The following is a 16429-nucleotide window of genomic DNA, read 5'->3' on the forward strand; positions in this document are numbered from 1 at the left end:
AGCGCGGCGGCACGCATGTTGCGAAGGCCCACGAGCACTGTGTGCGCCAGGTCATGGCGCCTTCTCGTGGAGGTGTGATGGAGAAGTTGAAGAGTCCTGGGAATGGGGCGGCCGCGTGGAAGTCGCTCGTCGCGGACCTGCCTGCCTCCCTGGTGGTCTTTCTGGTGGCCCTGCCCCTGTGCATGGGCATCGCGCTCGCGTCGGGCGCGCCCATCATCTCCGGGCTGATTGCCGGCGTGGTGGGAGGGTTGGTGGTCGGGTTGTTCGGTGGCGCGCCGCTGCAGGTGAGCGGACCCGCGGCCGGGCTGGCGGTGATGGTCTTCGGTTTCATTCAACAGCTGGGGCTGACGACGACGTTCGCCGTCGTCGCGGCGGCGGGGCTCCTGCAGATGCTCCTGGGCGGGCTGAAGGTGGCGCGCGCGGCGCTGGCCATCTCTCCGGCCGTCATCCACGGCATGCTGGCGGGCATCGGCATCCTCATCGTCCTGGGACAGGTGCACATCGTCCTGGGCGGCGCGCCGCAGTCCAGCGCGTGGCAGAACCTGAAGGAGCTGCCGGGGCAGCTCGCGGACGTCCATGGGCCCGCGGCGGTGCTGGGAGTGCTCACCATCGGCCTGCTCGTGCTGTGGCAGGTGATGCCGGTGAAGCGGCTGAAGGCGGTGCCGGGGCCGCTGGTGGCCGTGGTGGGCGCCACGGTGGTGGCGGCGCTGTGGGGCGCGGACGTGACGCGCGTGCAGCTGCCGGAGAACCTGCTGGGCAGCTTCCAGCTCCCGTCGCTGCCCCAGGGAGGCTGGGGCGTGTTCGCGGCCGCCGTGGTGTCGCTGGCGCTGGTGGCCAGCGCCGAGTCACTGCTGTGCGCGGTGGCCACGGACAAGATGCACTCGGGGCCGCGCGCCAACCTGGACCGCGAGCTGTTCGCGCAGGGGCTGGCGAACACGGTGTCCGGCCTCGTCGGCGGGCTGCCCATCTCCGGCGTCATCGTGCGCAGCGCGGCGAACATCGGTGCCGGCGCGAAGACACGGATGTCGGGCGTGATGCACGGCGTGTGGCTGCTGCTCTTCGTCACGCTGCTGGGCTCCGTCGCGGGCCTGGTGCCCCTGACGGTGCTGGCCGGCCTGCTCGTGGTGGTCGGCGTGAAGCTGGTGAACGTGGACCACATCCGCGAGCTGAACCACCGCGGCGAGCTGCCCGTGTACCTCGTCACCGTGGCGGGCGTCGTCGGCATCAACCTGCTGGCGGGCATCGGCCTGGGGTTGCTCGTGGCGATGCTGCGGTTGTTGTGGCACCTGGGCAGCGTCCACGTGGACGTGCGCAAGCAGGGTGAGGCGTACCAGGTCCGCGTGTCGGGCGCGCTCACCTTCGTGGGCGTGCCGCGGCTGTCCACGGCGCTGGCTCGGGTGCCCACCGGCGCGCGCGTGGAGCTGGACCTGGCGCTGGAGACGCTGGACCACTCCGGGCACGAGGCCCTGGAGAACTGGTGTGACACGCACCGCAAGACGGGCGGCAGCGTGAGCAGTGAGTCGCTGGAGGAAATCTGGACCCACAAGGGCACCCGCAGGTCGGCCGCGTCCGGCCTGGCCGCGCGGGTGTCCTCGAACAATCTCGTTTCTGGAGGTGCACAGTGAAGAAGCTCATCCGTGGTCTGCTCGACTTCCAGCTCAACGCCCGTCCGGGGTATCGCGACGTCTTCTTGAAGCTGGCCCAGGGCCAGTACCCCGACTGCCTCTTCATCTCCTGCGCGGACAGCCGCGTGGTGCCCAACCTGCTCGTGTCCATGGACCCGGGGGACCTGTTCGTGGTCCGCAACGTGGGCAACCTGGTGCCGCCCTCGGACGCCGACGGCCACTCCACGGGAGACCAGTCCGAGCCCGCGGCGCTGGAGTTCTCGCTGCAGCACCTGCCGGTGGAGGACGTGGTCATCTGCGGCCACTCGAGCTGCGGCGCGATGAAGGCCATCCTCGCGGGAGGCGTGGGGCCGGAGACGCCCAACCTGGCCCACTGGCTCACGCACGGCCAGGGTGCGCTGCGCGCCCTGCGCGCCGGGAGCCCGGTGGGCGAGGGGCTGCCGGAGCATGACCGGCTCTCGCAGCTCAACGTCCTGCAGCAGCTGGAGCACATCAAGACGTACCCGCTGGTGAAGCAGCGGCTCGCGGCGGGCACGCTCCGGCTGCATGGGTGGTGGTTCGACATCGCCCATGCCCAGGTCCACGCCTGGCGCCCCACGCAGGGCCGCTTCGTCCCCATGGACGAGCTGGTGGGGGAGGCGCTGCTGCGGGAGCTGGGCGGGGGCACGTCCATGACGGACGACGAGCCCTCCGCGAATGACGCCACGGGGCCGAAGTCCGGACCGCCCCAGTGGCTCTCCGTCGCCAGCGGGAGCTGACGACAGGCGAGCAGGCAGGCAGGGGGGCGGCGCGAAAGGCGCCGTCCTCTTGTTGGAAAAAGGGCGCGAGCGAGGAAGGATGCGCTCGCGCTTCGATGACTCCCTTCCTCTTCACGCTCGTGGTCCTCTGCTTCTCCGTGGGGGCGGGGTTGCTGGGCTCGCTGCTGGGCATCGGCGGCGGGCTCATCCTGATTCCCGTCCTCACGCTGTGGCTGAAGGTGGACATCCACTACGCGGTGGGGGCGTCCATCGTCTCCGTCATCGCCACCTCCAGCGGCGCGGCGGCGGCGTACGTGCGCGACCGGATGGCCAACATGCGGGTGGCCATGTTCCTGGAGCTGGCCACCACGGCGGGCGCGCTCACCGGGGCGTACCTGGCCGGCCTCGTCGCGGGGCGCGTGGTGTACCTCGTCTTCGGCACCGTCATGGCGTACTCGGCGCTGGCCATGCTCCGGCGGATGCGGGCGCATGAAGAGACGCCGGTGCCCGCGGATGCGCTGGCGGACCAGCTGGCGCTGCACGGCAGCTACTGGGACGAGGCCTCCGGGCGCGAGGTGCCCTACCGCGTCACCCGGCCGCTCCTGGGGCTGGGGCTGATGTACGTGGCGGGCACGGTGAGCGGGCTGTTGGGCATCGGCTCGGGGGCGCTGAAGGTGCCGGCCATGGACCTGGCCATGCGGCTGCCGCTGAAGGTGTCCACCGCCACCAGCAACTTCATGATTGGCGTGACGGCGGCGGCCAGCGCGGGCGTCTACTTCGCACGCGGCTACATCGACCCGTTCATCGCCGGGCCGGTGTGCGTGGGCGTCACGCTGGGCGCGTGGCTGGGCTCGCGCCACCTGATGGCGCGGATGAACAGCACCTGGCTGCGCGGGCTCTTCGTCTTCGTGCTGTTGTGGGTGGCGTACGAGATGCTGCTCAAGGGGTGGGTGTCATGAGCGAGGGGCCGGAGTCGCAGCGTCGGGAGCAGGTCGTCGCCACCGCGCTGGAGGTGGAGGCCGAGCCGGTACCGCTCGTCCCGGAGTTGCTCATCAGCGATTTGCTGCGCTACGGCGTGCTGGCCAGCCTGACGCTGGTGACGCTGGGCACGCTGGTGACCTTCCTGCGCCACCCGGACTACCTCGTCTCGTCGGAGGCGTTGCAGCGGCTCACCGCGCCGCACCCGGTGCCGCACGGCCTGTCGGACGTGGTGGCCGGGGCCATGGCCGCGCGCGGGCAGTCCTTCGTGATGTCCGGGCTGCTGGTGATGATGGCGGTGCCGGTGATGCGCGTGGCGCTGTCGCTGCTCATCTTCCGGCAGCAGCGGGACACGCGCTACGTGGCCATCACCACCACGGTGCTGGCCCTGCTCGTGCTGTCCTTCATCCTGGGCGCGGCGGAGGGCTGAGGCTCTTCAGCGCCGGTCGCCGGGGCGCCGCACCGGCCGGCCCGGCGTGGCCCACCACGCGAGGGTGAAGCCCTTGTCGGCGAGCGGCCGCAGTGCCAGCGCCGTGCCCTTGCGCAGCTTCTCCGGCAACTCCTCTCCGTCGAGCGCGAGCGCGGCCGCTCGCTCCAGCGAGGGGTTGTGGCCCACCAGCGCCCAGCCCGGGCCCAGGTGACGGGCCAGCTTGAGGATGCGCTTGTGCGCACCGGGGCCGGGCACCAGCGCCGGGTGCACCTCCACGCTGGACAGGCCGAAGGCCTCGCAGAGCAGCTCCGCCGTCTGCACCGCGCGCACCAGCGGGCTGGTGACGATGCCCGTCAGCGGCGTGAGGCGCGCCAGCTTTCGGGCATGGTGGCGGAAGGCCGCGCGGCCCTCGGAGGTGAGGGCGCGGGCCTCGTCGCCCAGCTCATGGGAGTCCTCCGCCACGGCGTGGCGGACCAGCAGCAACGGTAGCTCTCGGGGAGACATGGTGGCGGCGGTGAATCACACCGCCCCGGCCCACGCGCAAGCAACGGCACTGCGACAACCGTGTGTCCAGGCGTTCGGAAGTGGTTGCTGGACACGTCCGCGAAGGCAGCCGGGAGGCTCAGCCTTCCATGTCGTTGAGGATGTCCAGCGGCAGCGGGCTGGCGTCCGTCACGGTGCCGTCCATATCCGCGGGCAGGGTGCCGGGGTCCACTTCCGTGGGCGGCCGGTCGTCGAGCGGCGTGGCCAGGTTGCGCGCGACGGCGCCGGGCGGCGGGCGGAGCACGGGCCCCGGAGGGGGCAGGCCGGAGTGGCGGCGCGCGGCTTCCAACAGCGCGTTGTGGTGGCGGTAGCGCGCCTCCACCAGCTTGTGGATGAGCAGCGGGCCGCCGGGCACGCGCCTCGCGGTGAGGGCCTGCGTGGCCTTGCGCACCGGGTAGCGCACGCGGCGGATCTGCACCCGCCAGCCCTTGGGCGTGAAGGTGAAGACGCCGTAGGCGGGGCGCAAATCCCCGTCACGCGGAATGCCCGCGCTGGCCACGTCGGCGATGAGCATCCGACCCACGCGGCGGCGGTAGGGGAAGTGCAGGTGCCCGAAGGCGCACGCGGCCGCGTCCAGGTGGTTGAAGAAGCGGCGCACCGCGACGTCGTCCAGCGTCGGGTCCAGCGACTCCTCGAGGTTGCGCGGGTTGGCGTGACAGACGAAGAGGTCCTGTCCCTTGCGCGGCGTGTAGCGCACGGAGAAGGGCAGGGCGCCCAGCTTCTGCAGCAGCTCTCCGCCGAGCTGGTCTCTCGTCCAGCGCAGCAACTCCGTCTTCCAGTGGTCCCGCTCGCGGTAGGCCCCACCCAGGTAGTTGCCCGCGAGGTAGCAGTCGGTGTTGCCCATCAGCACCGAGTCGCAGCGGTCGAAGAGCAGGTCCACCGTCTCGCGCGGGTGCGCGCCGCGCAGCGCGAGGTCTCCGGCCGCGACGATGTAGTCGGGCGCCACCGAGCGCGTGATGTCCTCGAGGACAGCCTCGCAGGCAGGAAGATTGCCGTGGATGTCCGCGAGGATAGCGACCCGCATGGTCGCCCCATCCTATCCGGTCGCAGCCTTGGGGGGAGCGGCCCGGGGAAGAAAAATGGTGAAGGTGCTGCCCTCGTTGGGCTGGCTCTCCACCTTGACCTCCCCCTCCATGGCCTGCAGCAGGTGCTTGACGATGGAAAGGCCCAGGCCGGTGCCACCCATGTCGCGGCTGCGACCCTTGTCCACCCGGTAGAAGCGCTCGAAGATGCGGGACAGGTGCCGGGGCTCGATTCCCAGCCCGGTATCCTTCACGCGCACCACGCAGCGGTCTTCCTCACACGCACCGTATACGTCCACCCGTCCCCCGGCCGGCGTGTACTTCACCGCGTTGTCCAGGAGGTTGAGGAGCACCTGCTCCACCGCGCGCGGGTCTCCCAGGGCCCGCAGCTCCGCCGGGACGTGGAGTGAAACCCGCTGGGACTTGCCCTCGGCCTTGGGGCGCACCGTGTCGGCGGCGCGGGCGGCGGCCTCGGCCAGGGGCACCTCGGTGAGCGTCAGGCGCACCTCGCGCGACTCCAGGCGCGACAGCTCCAGCAGGTCCTCCACCAGCTCGGAGAGGCGCTCGGACTGGCGGTGGATGATTTCCACCATCTTCGGCGCCATGACGGGGTCATTCAGCGCGCCGCCCTGCAGCGTCTCCGCGTAGCCGCGGATGGCGGTAATCGGCGTGCGCAGCTCGTGGGAGACGTTGGCCACGAAGTCCTTGCGCACCTTCTCCAGGTGCCGCAGCTCGGTGATGTCGTGGAAGACGGCGGCGCTGCCCGGCAAGTCGCGGCCCAGCGGCGTCACCCGGACGGACAGCGTGCGGGGAAACAACCCCTCCAGCTCCAGCTCGAGCCGGGTGGAGGCGCCCTCGCGGCAGGCGCGCATCACCGCGTCATGCAGCTCGTCGTTGCGCAGCAGTGCCAGGGGGCGCTGGCCGATGAGCTCTCCCGAGGTGGACTGGAGGATGTCTCGGAGCGCGTCGTTGTGGCGCACCACGGTGCCCGCGTCGTCCGTCACCCAGACGCCCTCGGCCATGCCGTCCAGCACGGCGGTGAGGGTGCGGGCCTCCTGGGTGAGCCGCGAGTGCTGCTCGGACAGCCGGGCGTGGAGCGAGTCGATGGCGCCCTCGAGGTTGGCCACCTCCTCCAGTTGGTCCGGGTCCGGCGCGGGCACGGTGAGCGCGCCCTCGGCGCGGCCGCGCGTGTGGAGGGCCAGCGTGTCCAGCTGCCGCTGCAGGGCCCCCCGGCTGACGCCCAGGGCCATGAGAGAGCCGGCCAGCGTGACGAGCGCCGCGGCCAGCGCGCCGCCGGGCGTGTCCAGCACGGCGACGAGCACCGCCACCACGAGGGCCGGCAGCAGCAGCGGGAGGAGGATGGCGCGCACGGGCATGAGCGTCCTGGCCCTACGGAGGGCTGAGCTTGTAGCCCACGCCGCGCACCGTCTCGATGATGTCGCCCGCGGGGCCCAGCTTCTCGCGCAGCCGCTTGATGTGCGTGTCCACGGTGCGGGTGTGGATTTCGGCCTGGATGCCCCAGACGTCGGACAGGAGCACCTCGCGCGTCTGCACGCGGTCGCTGCGCTCCATCAGGGTGCGCAGCAGGCGGAACTCCAGGGCGGTGAGCACCACCTCCACGTCCTTCACGCGCACCTGGTGGCGCGAGGTGTCCAGGGCGATGTCGCCGGACGTCAGCACCGCCGCCGGGCCTTCCTCCACGTCCCCGCGGCGCAGTACCGCCTTGACGCGCAGGAGCAGCTCGCGGACGGAGAAGGGCTTCACCACGTAGTCGTCCGCGCCCAATTCCAGGCCCTGCACGCGGTCCGACTCCTGGCCCTTCGCGCTGACGATGATGACCGACGTCTTGCGCAGCTCCGTGTCGAGCTTGAGCATGCGCAGCACCTCGCTGCCCGCGATGTCCGGCAGCATCAGGTCCAGCAGCACCAGGTCTGGCGGCTGCGCGCGCGCCTTGGAGAGGCCGCCCGCGCCGGTGTTCGCCGTCTCCGTCTCGAAGCCGGCGGCCCGGAGGTTGTATTCGATGAGTCCGGCGAGGTCCTGCTCGTCCTCGATGATCAGGATGCGCGACATGAGGTCCTCTCGAAGCTTCTGGCGGGCAGCGAGCAGGCGGCCAGACGGCCGCGGGGACGCATGTCCCCCGGAAGGGCTTCCCCGGCCCGCCTCGCGAAAGGGACAACCCTTGCGCGACCACCGCCCTGCCCGTGCATCAAACCGGCTCCATCAAAGCGTTATCTGAAGAATCCACGAAGGGCTCGCCACAGGGGGTGACGGTGGCGTGACATCTTCGTGGCGGAGTTGGACAAGGTCGTGTTGACCGGGGAGGGGCCGCCCTCTATGTTGCCCGCCCTCTTTTGACTGAAAGTCGTAAATGCTCGTAAAGATTGAACAAATCAAGGAGACCGGGCTTCAGCTCAACGAGCCTATCGGTCTCAACCTGCTCGGCGAGGCGCTGGGCGGCGGCGAGTCCGGCGAGGACACCGGCTTCCGTGCCGCGGGCCCGTCCACCCTCAAGGCGTCGCTGCGCAAGGTGAGCGGCGGCGTGCTGCTGGAGGGGCAATTCACGGCGACTGTCACCAGCCAGTGCAAGCGCTGCCTGGGCGACGTGGAGCTGAAGGTGCCGGTGTCCTTCACCCTCAACCTGGTGCCGAAGGCGCTCGTCCACGGGGACGACTACCTGAAGGACGACGAGTCCCTCATGGAGAAGAAGGAGCGCAGCCAGGGCGAGACGGGCGGCTCGTTCGAGATGGAGGACGCGGACCAGGAGGTCTTCGACGGGAAGACCATCGACCTGGACCCCATCGTCCGGGAGCAGCTGATCCTGGCCCTGCCGCTGACCATCGTCTGCCGCGAGGACTGCAAGGGCCTGTGCCCCCAGTGCGGCATCAACCGCAACGACGCGACGTGCTCGTGCGAGACGAAGCCGGTGGACCCGCGCCTGGCGCCGCTGAAGAACATCAAGCTGGGCAACTGACGCGCCGCGGGCCGCGCGAAGGCGCGCGGCCCGGTGGCGGAAACGACGAGGGCCGCGACCTCCAGACGGAGGCGCGGCCCTTGTTGCTACCGGCGCTTATAGGAAGGGCGCCGTCCGGGCGGGAGTGTCAGCTCCCAGCCGAGGGCTGCACTTCACGGCCCTTGTACTGGCCGCAGGCGCTGCAGGCGCGGTGAGGCATCACCGGCTCCTTGCAGTTGGGGCACTTTGACACCTGCACGGCGACGCGCAGGTTGCTGTTGGCCGCGCGGCGGCGATCGCGACGCATCTTCGAAGTACGCTTCTTGGGGACACCCACGGCTCACCTCTATATCGACGCCGACCCGGAGTTGATGCCGGCCGGACCGGTTCAGTCAAAATGTCTCAAGCGCTGTGCCGGGGTCCCCGGCGTCCTGCGCAACACTCTATGAACTACACCGGGCTGAAGCGGTTGCTCGAAGGCTCCCGTACTCCATGTCCGGCTTCGGAAGGCGGCGGACCCTAGCGGCTCACAAGCCCCGAGTCAATGCGCCTGCGCGCCCCGGAAAGACTTCTCCCGGACCTCCACCGCCCACCCGCTCTACCTCCAACCGGTGCCGGGTGACAACGCCCGGCCGGCCGGGCCCATTTCTCCGGCTTCTGACAGGGATGGCCGGCCCTGGGGGAACCCTACCGGGCAGGGCAGCCAGTCGTTGCCCGCCTGGGGGCTTCCTGGTGTGCTGCGCCGCCGCCCTGGCCCCCATTCCCAGGGCTCGCACGGGATACCCCTCCATGGAGTTCAGGAACCTACAGGGATGGCGGGCATGAGGCTGGTGCTGGATGCCATGGGCGGCGATCACGCCCCCGCCGCCCCGGTGGAGGGGGCGCTCCTCTTCGCCAGGGCCCACCCCGACCACCAGGTGCTTTTGGTGGGAGACCAGGCGCGGATGGCCCCGCTGCTCGCGCGCGGCCGGCCGCCGGCCAACCTCCAGGTCCACCACGCCTCGGAGGTGGTGGAGATGGACGACCACGCCTCCGCGGCCTTCCGCAAGAAGCGGGACTCGTCCCTGCGCGTGGGCTTCGAACTGGTGCGCGAGGGCAGGGCGGACGCGCTGGTCTCCGCGGGCAACTCCGGCGCCGTCATGGCGGGCGGGCTCTTGACGTTGGGGCGGCTGCCCGGCGTGGAGCGGCCGGCCATCGCCGCGCTCTTTCCGGCCCTGAAGGGCGGGGGCCGCTGCCTGCTGCTGGACGCGGGCGCCAACGTGGACTGCCGCCCGTCCCACCTGGCCCAGTTCGCCGTCATGGGCGAGGCGTACGTGCGCGCCCGCCTGGGCGTCCCCCGGCCCCGGGTGGGGGTGCTCTCCAATGGAGAAGAGGCCTCCAAGGGTACGCCGCTCACCCGCGAGGCCAGTGACCTGCTGCGCCGCTCCGACCTGGACTTCGTGGGCTACGTGGAGGGCAAGGACCTGTTCTCCGGCGACGTGCAGGTCGTCGTCACCGACGGCTTCACCGGCAACATCGTCCTCAAGACGTCCGAGGGCGTAGGCATGGGCGTCATCGGTCTGCTGCGCCAGGCGATTGAGAAGCGGGGCGGGCTGCCGGAGAAGCTGGGGGCGCTGCTGCTCCAGCCCGCCCTGGCGGGTCTGCGGCGGGTGGTGGACTACGCCGAATACGGCGGCGCCCCCCTGCTGGGCATCCAGGGGGTCGGCATCGTCGCGCACGGCCGCTCCACACCTCGCGCGCTCTACAACGCGCTGGGTGCCGCGCTGGCCATGGCCGAGGGCGGACTCCAGGAAGAGCTGACGCGTTGCATTGAGCGGGCCAGTGTCTGGCTTCCTACCCACCAGAAGGGAAAAAGAGCGACAGACGAGGCCGTTTCCGATTAGACAGCGTGCCCCGGGCGTTGGGTTCCGACGGACGAAATCTCCCTCTGGAGAACCCTCGTGGCATGTACGCAGATCATCGGAACCGGCTCCTACGCCCCCTCCCGGGTCATCACCAACCAGGAGCTGGAGCAGCGCGTCGACACCTCGGACACCTGGATTCGCGAGCGCACCGGCATCCAGGAGCGGCGGCAGGCCGCGCCTGAAGAAGCCACCAGTGACATGGCCGTCCAGGCGGCACGGCGCGCGCTGGACATGGCGGGCGTGGCCCCGGAGGAGCTGGACCTCATCGTCGTGGGAACGATTACGGCGGACATGCCCATGCCGTCCTGCGCGGCCTTCGTGCAGGCGAAGCTGGGCGCGCGGCGGGCCTTCGCCTTCGACGTGGGCGCCGCGTGCGCGGGCTCGCTGTACGCCATGAGCGTGGCGGACCAGTTCGTGCGCTCCGGGCAGGTGCGGCGGGCGCTCGTCATCGGCGCGGAGCTGCTCAGCCGGGTGGTGGACTGGGAGGACCGCAACACGTGCGTCCTCTTCGGAGACGGGGCGGGCGCCATGGTGCTGTCGCCGTCCCCCACGCCGGAGGACGGGCGCGGCATCCTCTCCACGCACCTGCACACGGACGGCACGCTGGCGGACATCCTCACCATCCCCGGGGGAGGCTCGCGCACGCCCATGACGGAGGAGGCCGTGCGCGCGAAGCTGAACACCCTGCACATGAACGGGCGCGAGGTCTTCCGGTTCGCGGTGCGCGCCCTGGTGGATTCCACTCAGGAGGCGCTGGCCTCGCACGGGCTGACGCCGGGGCAGGTGGACCACGTCATCGCGCACCAGGCCAATGCTCGCATCCTGGACGCCGCGCTCGAGCGGCTGGAGATTCCGCGAGACAAGTGCTGGCTGAACCTGCACAAGTACGGCAACACGTCGTCGGCCTCGCTGCCCATGACGCTGGACGAGGCGCACCGCGCCGGAAGGCTCCAGCGGGGAGATGTCATCGCGATGATGGCCATTGGCGCGGGCATGACGTGGGGCAGCGCTGTCGTTCGCTGGTAGCGCGCTGGTAGGGCAACGGAAGCAGAAAGATTCAGGAGGCGGAGACCGCACATGGCGAAGGTCGCGTTCGTGTTCCCCGGGCAGGGCAGCCAGGCCGTGGGGATGGGCAAGGACCTCTACGAGAAGTTCCCCGAGGCCCGGGCCGTCTTCGAGGCCGTGGACGAGGCGCTGGGGGAGAAGCTGTCCACCCTGTGCTTCGAGGGGCCTGAAGACGCGTTGAAGCTGACGGCCAACACCCAGCCGGCCATCCTCACCGTGTCGGTGGCGGCGCATGCCGTCTTCTCGAAGCGCGGGCCGGCGGCGGCCTTCATGGCGGGGCACTCGCTGGGCGAGTACTCCGCGCTGGTGGCCGCGGGCGCCATGTCCCTGGGGGACGCGGCGAAGGCGGTGCGCGCGCGCGGCACCTTCATGCAGGAGGCCGTCCCCACCGGCGTGGGCGCCATGGCCGCGGTGCTGGGCCTGGAGCCGCAGAAGGTGAAGGCGGCCTGCGACGCGGCGGCCGAGGGGCAGGTGGTGGCCCCCGCCAACTACAACTCGCCCGAGCAGACCGTCATCGCCGGCAACGCCCAGGCGGTGGAGCGCGCCGGGGTGAAGTGCAAGGAGGCCGGGGCCAAGCGCGTCATGCCGCTGCCGGTGTCCGCCCCCTTCCACTGCGCGCTGATGGACCCGGTGAAGCCGCGGCTGGCGGAAGTGTTGAGCCGAGTGCAGATCCATGCGCCCGCGGTGCCGGTGGTGACGAACGTGGAGGCCCGTCCCAACGCGGACGCCTCGCGCGTGGTGCCGCTGCTGCTGGAGCAGGTCAGCTCGGCGGTGCGGTGGATCGAGTGCGTGGAGGCGCTGAAGGCCGAGGGCGTCACCCGCGTGGTGGAGCTGGGGCCGGGCAAGGTGCTGTGCGGCCTCATCAAGCGCATCACCAAGGACATCGAGACGTTCAACGTGGAGGACGCCGCGGGCCTGGAGAAGGTCCTCGCGGCGCTGGGGTGAACACCATGAGCGGCTTCAAGGACAAGGTGGTGCTGGTGACGGGTGGCTCGCGCGGCATCGGGCGGGCAGTGGCCGTGGCGTTCGCGAAGGCGGGCGCCTCCACCGTGGTCATCAGCTACGCGGGCAACGAGGCGGCGGCCCAGGAGACGGTGGCCCTGCTCCAGGCGGCCGGCGCCAAGGCGGAGGCGGTGAAGTTCGACGTGTCGGACACCGCCGCGGGCGCGAGCGCCATCGACACCCTCGTCAAGACGCACGGCCGGCTGGACGTGCTCGTCAACAACGCGGGCGTGGCCGTGGATGGCCTGGTCATGCGCGTGAAGGACGAGGACTGGGACAAGCAGCTGGACACCAACCTCAAGGGCGCCTTCGCGCTCATCCGCGCGGCCAGCCGCCCCATGATGAAGCAGCGGTCCGGGGCCATCATCAACATCACCTCCGTGGTGGGTGAGATGGGGAACGGCGGTCAGGCGGCCTACTCGGCCTCCAAAGCAGGGCTCATCGGCCTGACCAAGGCGGTGGCCCGCGAGCTGTCGAGCCGGAACATCCGCGTCAACGCCGTGTCCCCCGGCTTCATCGGGACGGACATGACCTCCCACCTGAGTGACGAGCTGCGCCAGAAGATGATGGAGGGCATCCCCCTCGGGCGGCTGGGCAACCCGGAGGAGGTCGCCGGGGCCGTGGTGTTCCTGGCGGGGGACGCCGCGTCCTACATCACGGGTGAGGTCCTGAAGGTCAACGGCGGCATGTACATGTAACCCAAGGTTGGATTGCAACCGGGCGTGGGATATACCGCGCCGGCTTTCGATAAGGGCCCGGGAAGCCACCGGGCCGACATCTGGTTCCTGGAGGGTTCTACACTTATGTCGACGTCAGCCATTGAGACCAAGGTCAAGAACATCATCGCCGACCAGCTCGGGGTGGGAGAGGACGAGATCAAGCCCGAGTCGTCCTTCATCGAGGACCTTGGCGCGGACAGCCTCGACATCGTGGAGCTCGTGATGGCGATGGAAGAGGAGTTCGAGGTCGAAATCCCCGACGAGGAGGCCGAGAACATCAAGACCGTCGGCGACGCCATCAACTACATCAACACCCACAAGAAGTAGGCCGCATACCAGGGCGTGCCGGGGTGCGGGGTGACGCCGCGTTGAACGTGGCGTCCCCGGTGTCCCCTTGAGCGCCACCGGAGAGGACTGTGTCAGACCGTCGAGTCGTCGTCACCGGTACCGGGCTCATCTCGGCACTGGGCACTGGAACCGAGAAGAACTGGCAGGCGATGCTCGCCGGCAAGTCGGGTATTGCCCGGGTCTCGCGCTTCGACCCGTTGAAGATCGACGCGCGCATCGCCGGCGAGGTGAAGGACTTCGAGCCGGAGAAGTTCATCGACAGGCGCGAGGTGCGCCGGATGGACCTGTATGCCCAGTACGCCCTGGCCGCCGCGGAGATGGCCGTCAAGGAGTCGGGCATCCCCATCGGTCCGGACCAGCCGCACGGCTACGCGCCGGAGAAGGTGGGCGTCATCGTCGGCTCGGGCATCGGCGGCATCTCCTCGCTCGAGGAGCAGCACCGCAAGGGTCTGGAGAAGGGGTTCGACCGGCTGTCGCCCTTCTTCATCATCCAGATGATCGTCAACATGGCGCCCGGCCTCATCTCCATGCGGTACAACTGCAAGGGCCCCAACTGGGCCCCTGTGTCCGCATGCGCCACCAGCGCCCACGCCATTGGCGAGGCCTGGAAGTCCATCAAGCTGGGCGAGACGGACGCGGCCATCGCCGGCGGCGCCGAGGCGGCCATCACCCCGCTGGGGCTGGGTGGCTTCTCGGTGATGAAGGCGCTGTCCACGCGCAACGACGACCCGTCGGGTGCCAGTCGTCCCTTCGACAAGGACCGTGACGGCTTCGTCATGGGCGAGGGCGCGGGCATGCTGGTGCTCGAGGAACTGGAGCACGCGAAGAAGCGTGGCGCCAAGATTCTCGCGGAGCTGGTGGGCTACGGCGCCAACTCGGATGCGTACCACGTCACGCAGCCGGCTCCGGAGGGCGAGGGCGCGGCGCGCTGCATGCGGCTGGCGCTCAACTCCGCGAAGATGAACCCGGAGGAGGTGGGCTACATCAACGCCCACGGCACCTCCACCCCGTTCAACGACGCGAACGAGACGAAGGCCATCAAGGCGGTGTTCGGCGACCACGCGCGCAAGCTCGCGGTGTCGTCCACCAAGTCCATGACGGGCCACATGCTCGGCGCGGCGGGTGGAGCGGAGGGCGTGGTCAGCGCGCTGGTGCTGACTCACAACGTGCTGCCGCCCACCATCAACCAGCAGACGCCGGACCCGGACTGCGACCTGGACTACGTGCCGAACACGGCGCGCGAGGCCAAGGTGGACGCGGTGATGAGCAACTCGTTCGGCTTTGGCGGCACCAACGCGGTGCTGCTGTTCAAGCGGTTCCAGGCCTGACGGCCTTGTGCGGCTCCAGGGAGACACCCGCGTGAGAATCATTCTCGCTTCCGACCACGCGGGCCTGGAGCTGCGCCAGGAGCTGGTGGCCGCGCTGAAAGAGCGTGGCGTGGCCCATGACGACGTGGGCCCCGTCACGCGTGACTCGGTGGACTACCCGGACTTCGCCTCGCGGGTGTCGCGCGCGGTGGCGGGCGGGGAGTACGCGCTGGGCGTGCTGGTGTGTGGCACCGGCATCGGCATGAGCATCGTCGCCAACAAGCACCGGGGCGTGCGCGCGGCCCTGTGCACCACCGAGTTCGAGGCCCGCATGGCCCGGGCTCACAATGACGCCAACGTGCTGTGCCTGGGCCAGCGCGTAGTGGGGGCCGGCGTGGGCCGCGCCATCCTCGAGGCGTTCCTCAGCACCCCCTTCGAGGGCGGCCGCCACGAGCGGCGCGTCCAGAAGATCCGCGAGGCCGAGTCCCAGGGCTAGCGGCCCCGCCGTACCCGTTGTCCGAAGGGAATCCGCCATGGAGAACACCCGCACGCTGGCCGACGTGGACCCGGAGATTGCCCGCGTCCTGCGCGAGGAGACGCAGCGTCAGGAGGAGGGGCTGGAGCTCATCGCCTCCGAGAACTTCGTCTCCCCGGCGGTGATGGAGGCGGTGGGCTCGGTGCTCACCAACAAGTACGCGGAGGGCTACCCCGGCAAGCGCTACTACGGCGGCTGCGAGGTGGTGGACGTCGCGGAGAACCTGGCCCTGTCTCGCGTGAAGGAGCTCTTCGGCGCGGACGCGGCCAACGTGCAGGCGCACTCCGGCAGCCAGGCCAACATGGGCGCCTTCATGGCGCTGATGAAGCCGGGCGACACCATGCTGTCGCTGGACCTCAACTCCGGCGGCCACCTCACGCACGGCGCGGCCTTCAACTTCTCCGGCAAGCTCTACAAGGTCGTCCACTACGGCCTGACGCGCGACACGGAGACCATCGACTTCGCGCAGGTGGAGACGCTGGCCAAGGAGCACAAGCCCAAGGTCATCGTCGTGGGGGCGAGCGCCTACCCGCGCACGCTCGACTTCGCGAAGTTCCGCGAGATTGCCGACGCGGTGGGCGCGGCGATGTTGGTGGACATGGCGCATATCGCCGGCCTCGTCGCCGCGGGCGTGCACCCGTCGCCGGTGCCCTTCGCTGAAATCGTCACCAGCACCACGCACAAGACGCTGCGCGGTCCGCGCGGTGGCCTGGTGCTCAGCCGTGAGCAGTACGCCAAGAGCATCAACAGCCAGATCTTCCCCGGCATCCAGGGCGGTCCGCTGATGCACGTCATCGCCGGCAAGGCGGTGGCCTTCCGCGAGGCGCTGACGCCGGAGTTCAAGGCGTACCAGAAGCAGATTGTCGCCAACGCGAAGGCGCTGGCGGAGGCGCTGAAGGGCGCGGGCCTGCGGCTGTGCTCGGGCGGCACGGACAACCACCTGATGCTGGTGGACCTGCGGCCCAAGAAGCTCACCGGCAAGGTGGCCGAGGAGGTGCTCGGCAAGGCCGGCATCACCGTGAACAAGAACATGATTCCGTTCGACCCGGAGAAGCCGATGGTGACGTCCGGCGTCCGGGTGGGTACGCCGGCCATCACCACGCGCGGCATGCGCGAGGCGGAGATGGCGGTGGTGGGACGGCTCATCGGCGAGGCGCTGGACGCGGCGCAGGACGACGCGGCCCTGACGCGCATTCGCGGCAAGGTGAAGGAGCTGTCGCAGGGCTTCCCGCTGTATGCCTCGCGGCTGAAGTAGGGGGAGCGC

The 16429-nt window shown here is 70.1% G+C and carries 18 protein-coding genes; 13 read left to right on the plus strand and 5 right to left on the minus strand.

Annotated elements, in window-relative coordinates; translation table 11 throughout:
• The first annotated feature begins 77 nt into the window (after nucleotides 1-77).
• The 4 genes from G4D86_RS45025 (at nucleotide 78) to G4D86_RS45040 (ending at nucleotide 3770) form a co-directional block, all read left to right on the plus strand.
• Nucleotides 78-1625 (plus strand): SulP family inorganic anion transporter, encoded by a 1548-nt coding sequence (locus G4D86_RS45025; protein ID WP_164001313.1) that lies wholly within the window; start codon nucleotides 78-80, stop codon nucleotides 1623-1625.
• On the plus strand, nucleotides 1622-2383 hold the full coding sequence (locus G4D86_RS45030) for a carbonic anhydrase (protein ID WP_164001315.1): 762 nt from the start codon (nucleotides 1622-1624) through the stop codon (nucleotides 2381-2383). The genes G4D86_RS45025 and G4D86_RS45030 overlap by 4 nt, the downstream gene beginning before the upstream one ends.
• 95 nt (nucleotides 2384-2478) lie before the next feature.
• Nucleotides 2479-3321, plus strand: coding sequence for a sulfite exporter TauE/SafE family protein (locus G4D86_RS45035; RefSeq protein ID WP_164001316.1), 843 nt, complete (start codon nucleotides 2479-2481; stop codon nucleotides 3319-3321).
• Nucleotides 3318-3770 (plus strand): DUF1634 domain-containing protein, encoded by a 453-nt coding sequence (locus G4D86_RS45040; protein ID WP_164001318.1) that lies wholly within the window; start codon nucleotides 3318-3320, stop codon nucleotides 3768-3770. The genes G4D86_RS45035 and G4D86_RS45040 overlap by 4 nt, the downstream gene beginning before the upstream one ends.
• A 6-nt stretch (nucleotides 3771-3776) precedes the next feature.
• Here G4D86_RS45040 and G4D86_RS45045 read toward each other — a convergent pair whose 3' ends face one another.
• From G4D86_RS45045 to G4D86_RS45060, 4 genes are all read right to left on the minus strand, one after another.
• Nucleotides 3777-4274: a SixA phosphatase family protein gene (locus G4D86_RS45045; protein WP_164001320.1), complete on the minus strand. Its 498-nt coding sequence runs from the start codon at nucleotides 4272-4274 to the stop codon at nucleotides 3777-3779.
• Between the two features lie 118 nt (nucleotides 4275-4392).
• Nucleotides 4393-5337, minus strand: a complete 945-nt coding sequence (locus tag G4D86_RS45050; protein WP_164001322.1) for a metallophosphoesterase family protein — start codon at nucleotides 5335-5337, stop codon at nucleotides 4393-4395.
• A gap of 12 nt (nucleotides 5338-5349) precedes the next feature.
• A complete protein-coding gene (locus tag G4D86_RS45055) occupies nucleotides 5350-6711 on the minus strand; it encodes a sensor histidine kinase (protein WP_164001324.1) in 1362 nt (453 codons plus the stop codon).
• Nucleotides 6712-6724: 13 nt separating this feature from the next.
• Nucleotides 6725-7405 (minus strand): response regulator, encoded by a 681-nt coding sequence (locus G4D86_RS45060; RefSeq protein WP_164001326.1) that lies wholly within the window; start codon nucleotides 7403-7405, stop codon nucleotides 6725-6727.
• Between the two features lie 298 nt (nucleotides 7406-7703).
• Here G4D86_RS45060 and G4D86_RS45065 point away from each other — a divergent pair, with 298 nt between their 5' ends.
• Nucleotides 7704-8306: a YceD family protein gene (locus G4D86_RS45065; protein WP_164001328.1), complete on the plus strand. Its 603-nt coding sequence runs from the start codon at nucleotides 7704-7706 to the stop codon at nucleotides 8304-8306.
• A 127-nt stretch (nucleotides 8307-8433) separates the two neighbouring features.
• Here G4D86_RS45065 and rpmF read toward each other — a convergent pair whose 3' ends face one another.
• Complete coding sequence (gene rpmF, locus G4D86_RS45070) at nucleotides 8434-8622, minus strand: 50S ribosomal protein L32 (RefSeq protein ID WP_164001331.1); 189 nt, start codon at nucleotides 8620-8622, stop codon at nucleotides 8434-8436.
• A gap of 484 nt (nucleotides 8623-9106) precedes the next feature.
• Here rpmF and plsX point away from each other — a divergent pair, with 484 nt between their 5' ends.
• The 8 genes from plsX to glyA all read left to right on the plus strand — a co-directional run bounded on the left by plsX (nucleotide 9107) and on the right by glyA (nucleotide 16420).
• The gene (gene plsX, locus G4D86_RS45075) at nucleotides 9107-10168 is read left to right on the plus strand and encodes a phosphate acyltransferase PlsX (RefSeq protein WP_164001475.1); all 1062 of its coding nucleotides are present in this window, start codon (nucleotides 9107-9109) and stop codon (nucleotides 10166-10168) included.
• Nucleotides 10169-10225: 57 nt separating this feature from the next.
• A complete protein-coding gene (locus tag G4D86_RS45080; RefSeq protein ID WP_164001332.1) occupies nucleotides 10226-11215 on the plus strand; it encodes a beta-ketoacyl-ACP synthase III in 990 nt (329 codons plus the stop codon).
• A 51-nt stretch (nucleotides 11216-11266) separates the two neighbouring features.
• The gene (gene fabD / locus G4D86_RS45085; RefSeq protein WP_164001335.1) at nucleotides 11267-12199 is read left to right on the plus strand and encodes an ACP S-malonyltransferase; all 933 of its coding nucleotides are present in this window, start codon (nucleotides 11267-11269) and stop codon (nucleotides 12197-12199) included.
• Nucleotides 12200-12204: 5 nt separating this feature from the next.
• Nucleotides 12205-12954, plus strand: coding sequence for a 3-oxoacyl-[acyl-carrier-protein] reductase (fabG, locus tag G4D86_RS45090; protein ID WP_164001337.1), 750 nt, complete (start codon nucleotides 12205-12207; stop codon nucleotides 12952-12954).
• A 105-nt stretch (nucleotides 12955-13059) separates the two neighbouring features.
• Nucleotides 13060-13302 carry an acyl carrier protein gene (gene acpP, locus G4D86_RS45095; RefSeq protein ID WP_164001339.1) on the plus strand — a complete coding sequence of 81 codons (243 nt, stop codon included), beginning with the start codon at nucleotides 13060-13062 and terminating at the stop codon, nucleotides 13300-13302.
• 89 nt (nucleotides 13303-13391) lie between these two features.
• Complete coding sequence (fabF, locus tag G4D86_RS45100; RefSeq protein WP_164001341.1) at nucleotides 13392-14651, plus strand: beta-ketoacyl-ACP synthase II; 1260 nt, start codon at nucleotides 13392-13394, stop codon at nucleotides 14649-14651.
• A gap of 31 nt (nucleotides 14652-14682) precedes the next feature.
• Nucleotides 14683-15126 carry a ribose 5-phosphate isomerase B gene (rpiB, locus tag G4D86_RS45105; RefSeq protein WP_164001343.1) on the plus strand — a complete coding sequence of 148 codons (444 nt, stop codon included), beginning with the start codon at nucleotides 14683-14685 and terminating at the stop codon, nucleotides 15124-15126.
• A gap of 37 nt (nucleotides 15127-15163) precedes the next feature.
• Nucleotides 15164-16420, plus strand: a complete 1257-nt coding sequence (gene glyA / locus G4D86_RS45110) for a serine hydroxymethyltransferase (protein WP_164001345.1) — start codon at nucleotides 15164-15166, stop codon at nucleotides 16418-16420.
• Nucleotides 16421-16429: the final 9 nt, after the last annotated feature.

The organism is Pyxidicoccus caerfyrddinensis, assembly GCF_010894405.1.
GTDB lineage: Bacteria > Myxococcota > Myxococcia > Myxococcales > Myxococcaceae > Myxococcus > Myxococcus caerfyrddinensis.

Bases quoted from the DNA above. Each gene is read 5' to 3' on its own strand.
- G4D86_RS45060 (WP_164001326.1), bottom strand. From the start codon at position 7,405: ATGTCGCGCATCCTGATCATCGAGGACGAGCAGGACCTCGCCGGACTC.
- G4D86_RS45045 (WP_164001320.1), bottom strand. From the start codon at position 4,274: ATGTCTCCCCGAGAGCTACCGTTGCTGCTGGTCCGCCACGCCGTGGCG.
- fabG (WP_164001337.1), top strand. From the start codon at position 12,205: ATGAGCGGCTTCAAGGACAAGGTGGTGCTGGTGACGGGTGGCTCGCGC.
- G4D86_RS45035 (WP_164001316.1), top strand. From the start codon at position 2,479: ATGACTCCCTTCCTCTTCACGCTCGTGGTCCTCTGCTTCTCCGTGGGG.
- glyA (WP_164001345.1), top strand. From the start codon at position 15,164: ATGGAGAACACCCGCACGCTGGCCGACGTGGACCCGGAGATTGCCCGC.
- fabD (WP_164001335.1), top strand. From the start codon at position 11,267: ATGGCGAAGGTCGCGTTCGTGTTCCCCGGGCAGGGCAGCCAGGCCGTG.
- G4D86_RS45050 (WP_164001322.1), bottom strand. From the start codon at position 5,337: ATGCGGGTCGCTATCCTCGCGGACATCCACGGCAATCTTCCTGCCTGC.
- G4D86_RS45025 (WP_164001313.1), top strand. From the start codon at position 78: ATGGAGAAGTTGAAGAGTCCTGGGAATGGGGCGGCCGCGTGGAAGTCG.
- G4D86_RS45065 (WP_164001328.1), top strand. From the start codon at position 7,704: ATGCTCGTAAAGATTGAACAAATCAAGGAGACCGGGCTTCAGCTCAAC.
- G4D86_RS45040 (WP_164001318.1), top strand. From the start codon at position 3,318: ATGAGCGAGGGGCCGGAGTCGCAGCGTCGGGAGCAGGTCGTCGCCACC.
- plsX (WP_164001475.1), top strand. From the start codon at position 9,107: ATGAGGCTGGTGCTGGATGCCATGGGCGGCGATCACGCCCCCGCCGCC.
- acpP (WP_164001339.1), top strand. From the start codon at position 13,060: ATGTCGACGTCAGCCATTGAGACCAAGGTCAAGAACATCATCGCCGAC.
- G4D86_RS45055 (WP_164001324.1), bottom strand. From the start codon at position 6,711: ATGCCCGTGCGCGCCATCCTCCTCCCGCTGCTGCTGCCGGCCCTCGTG.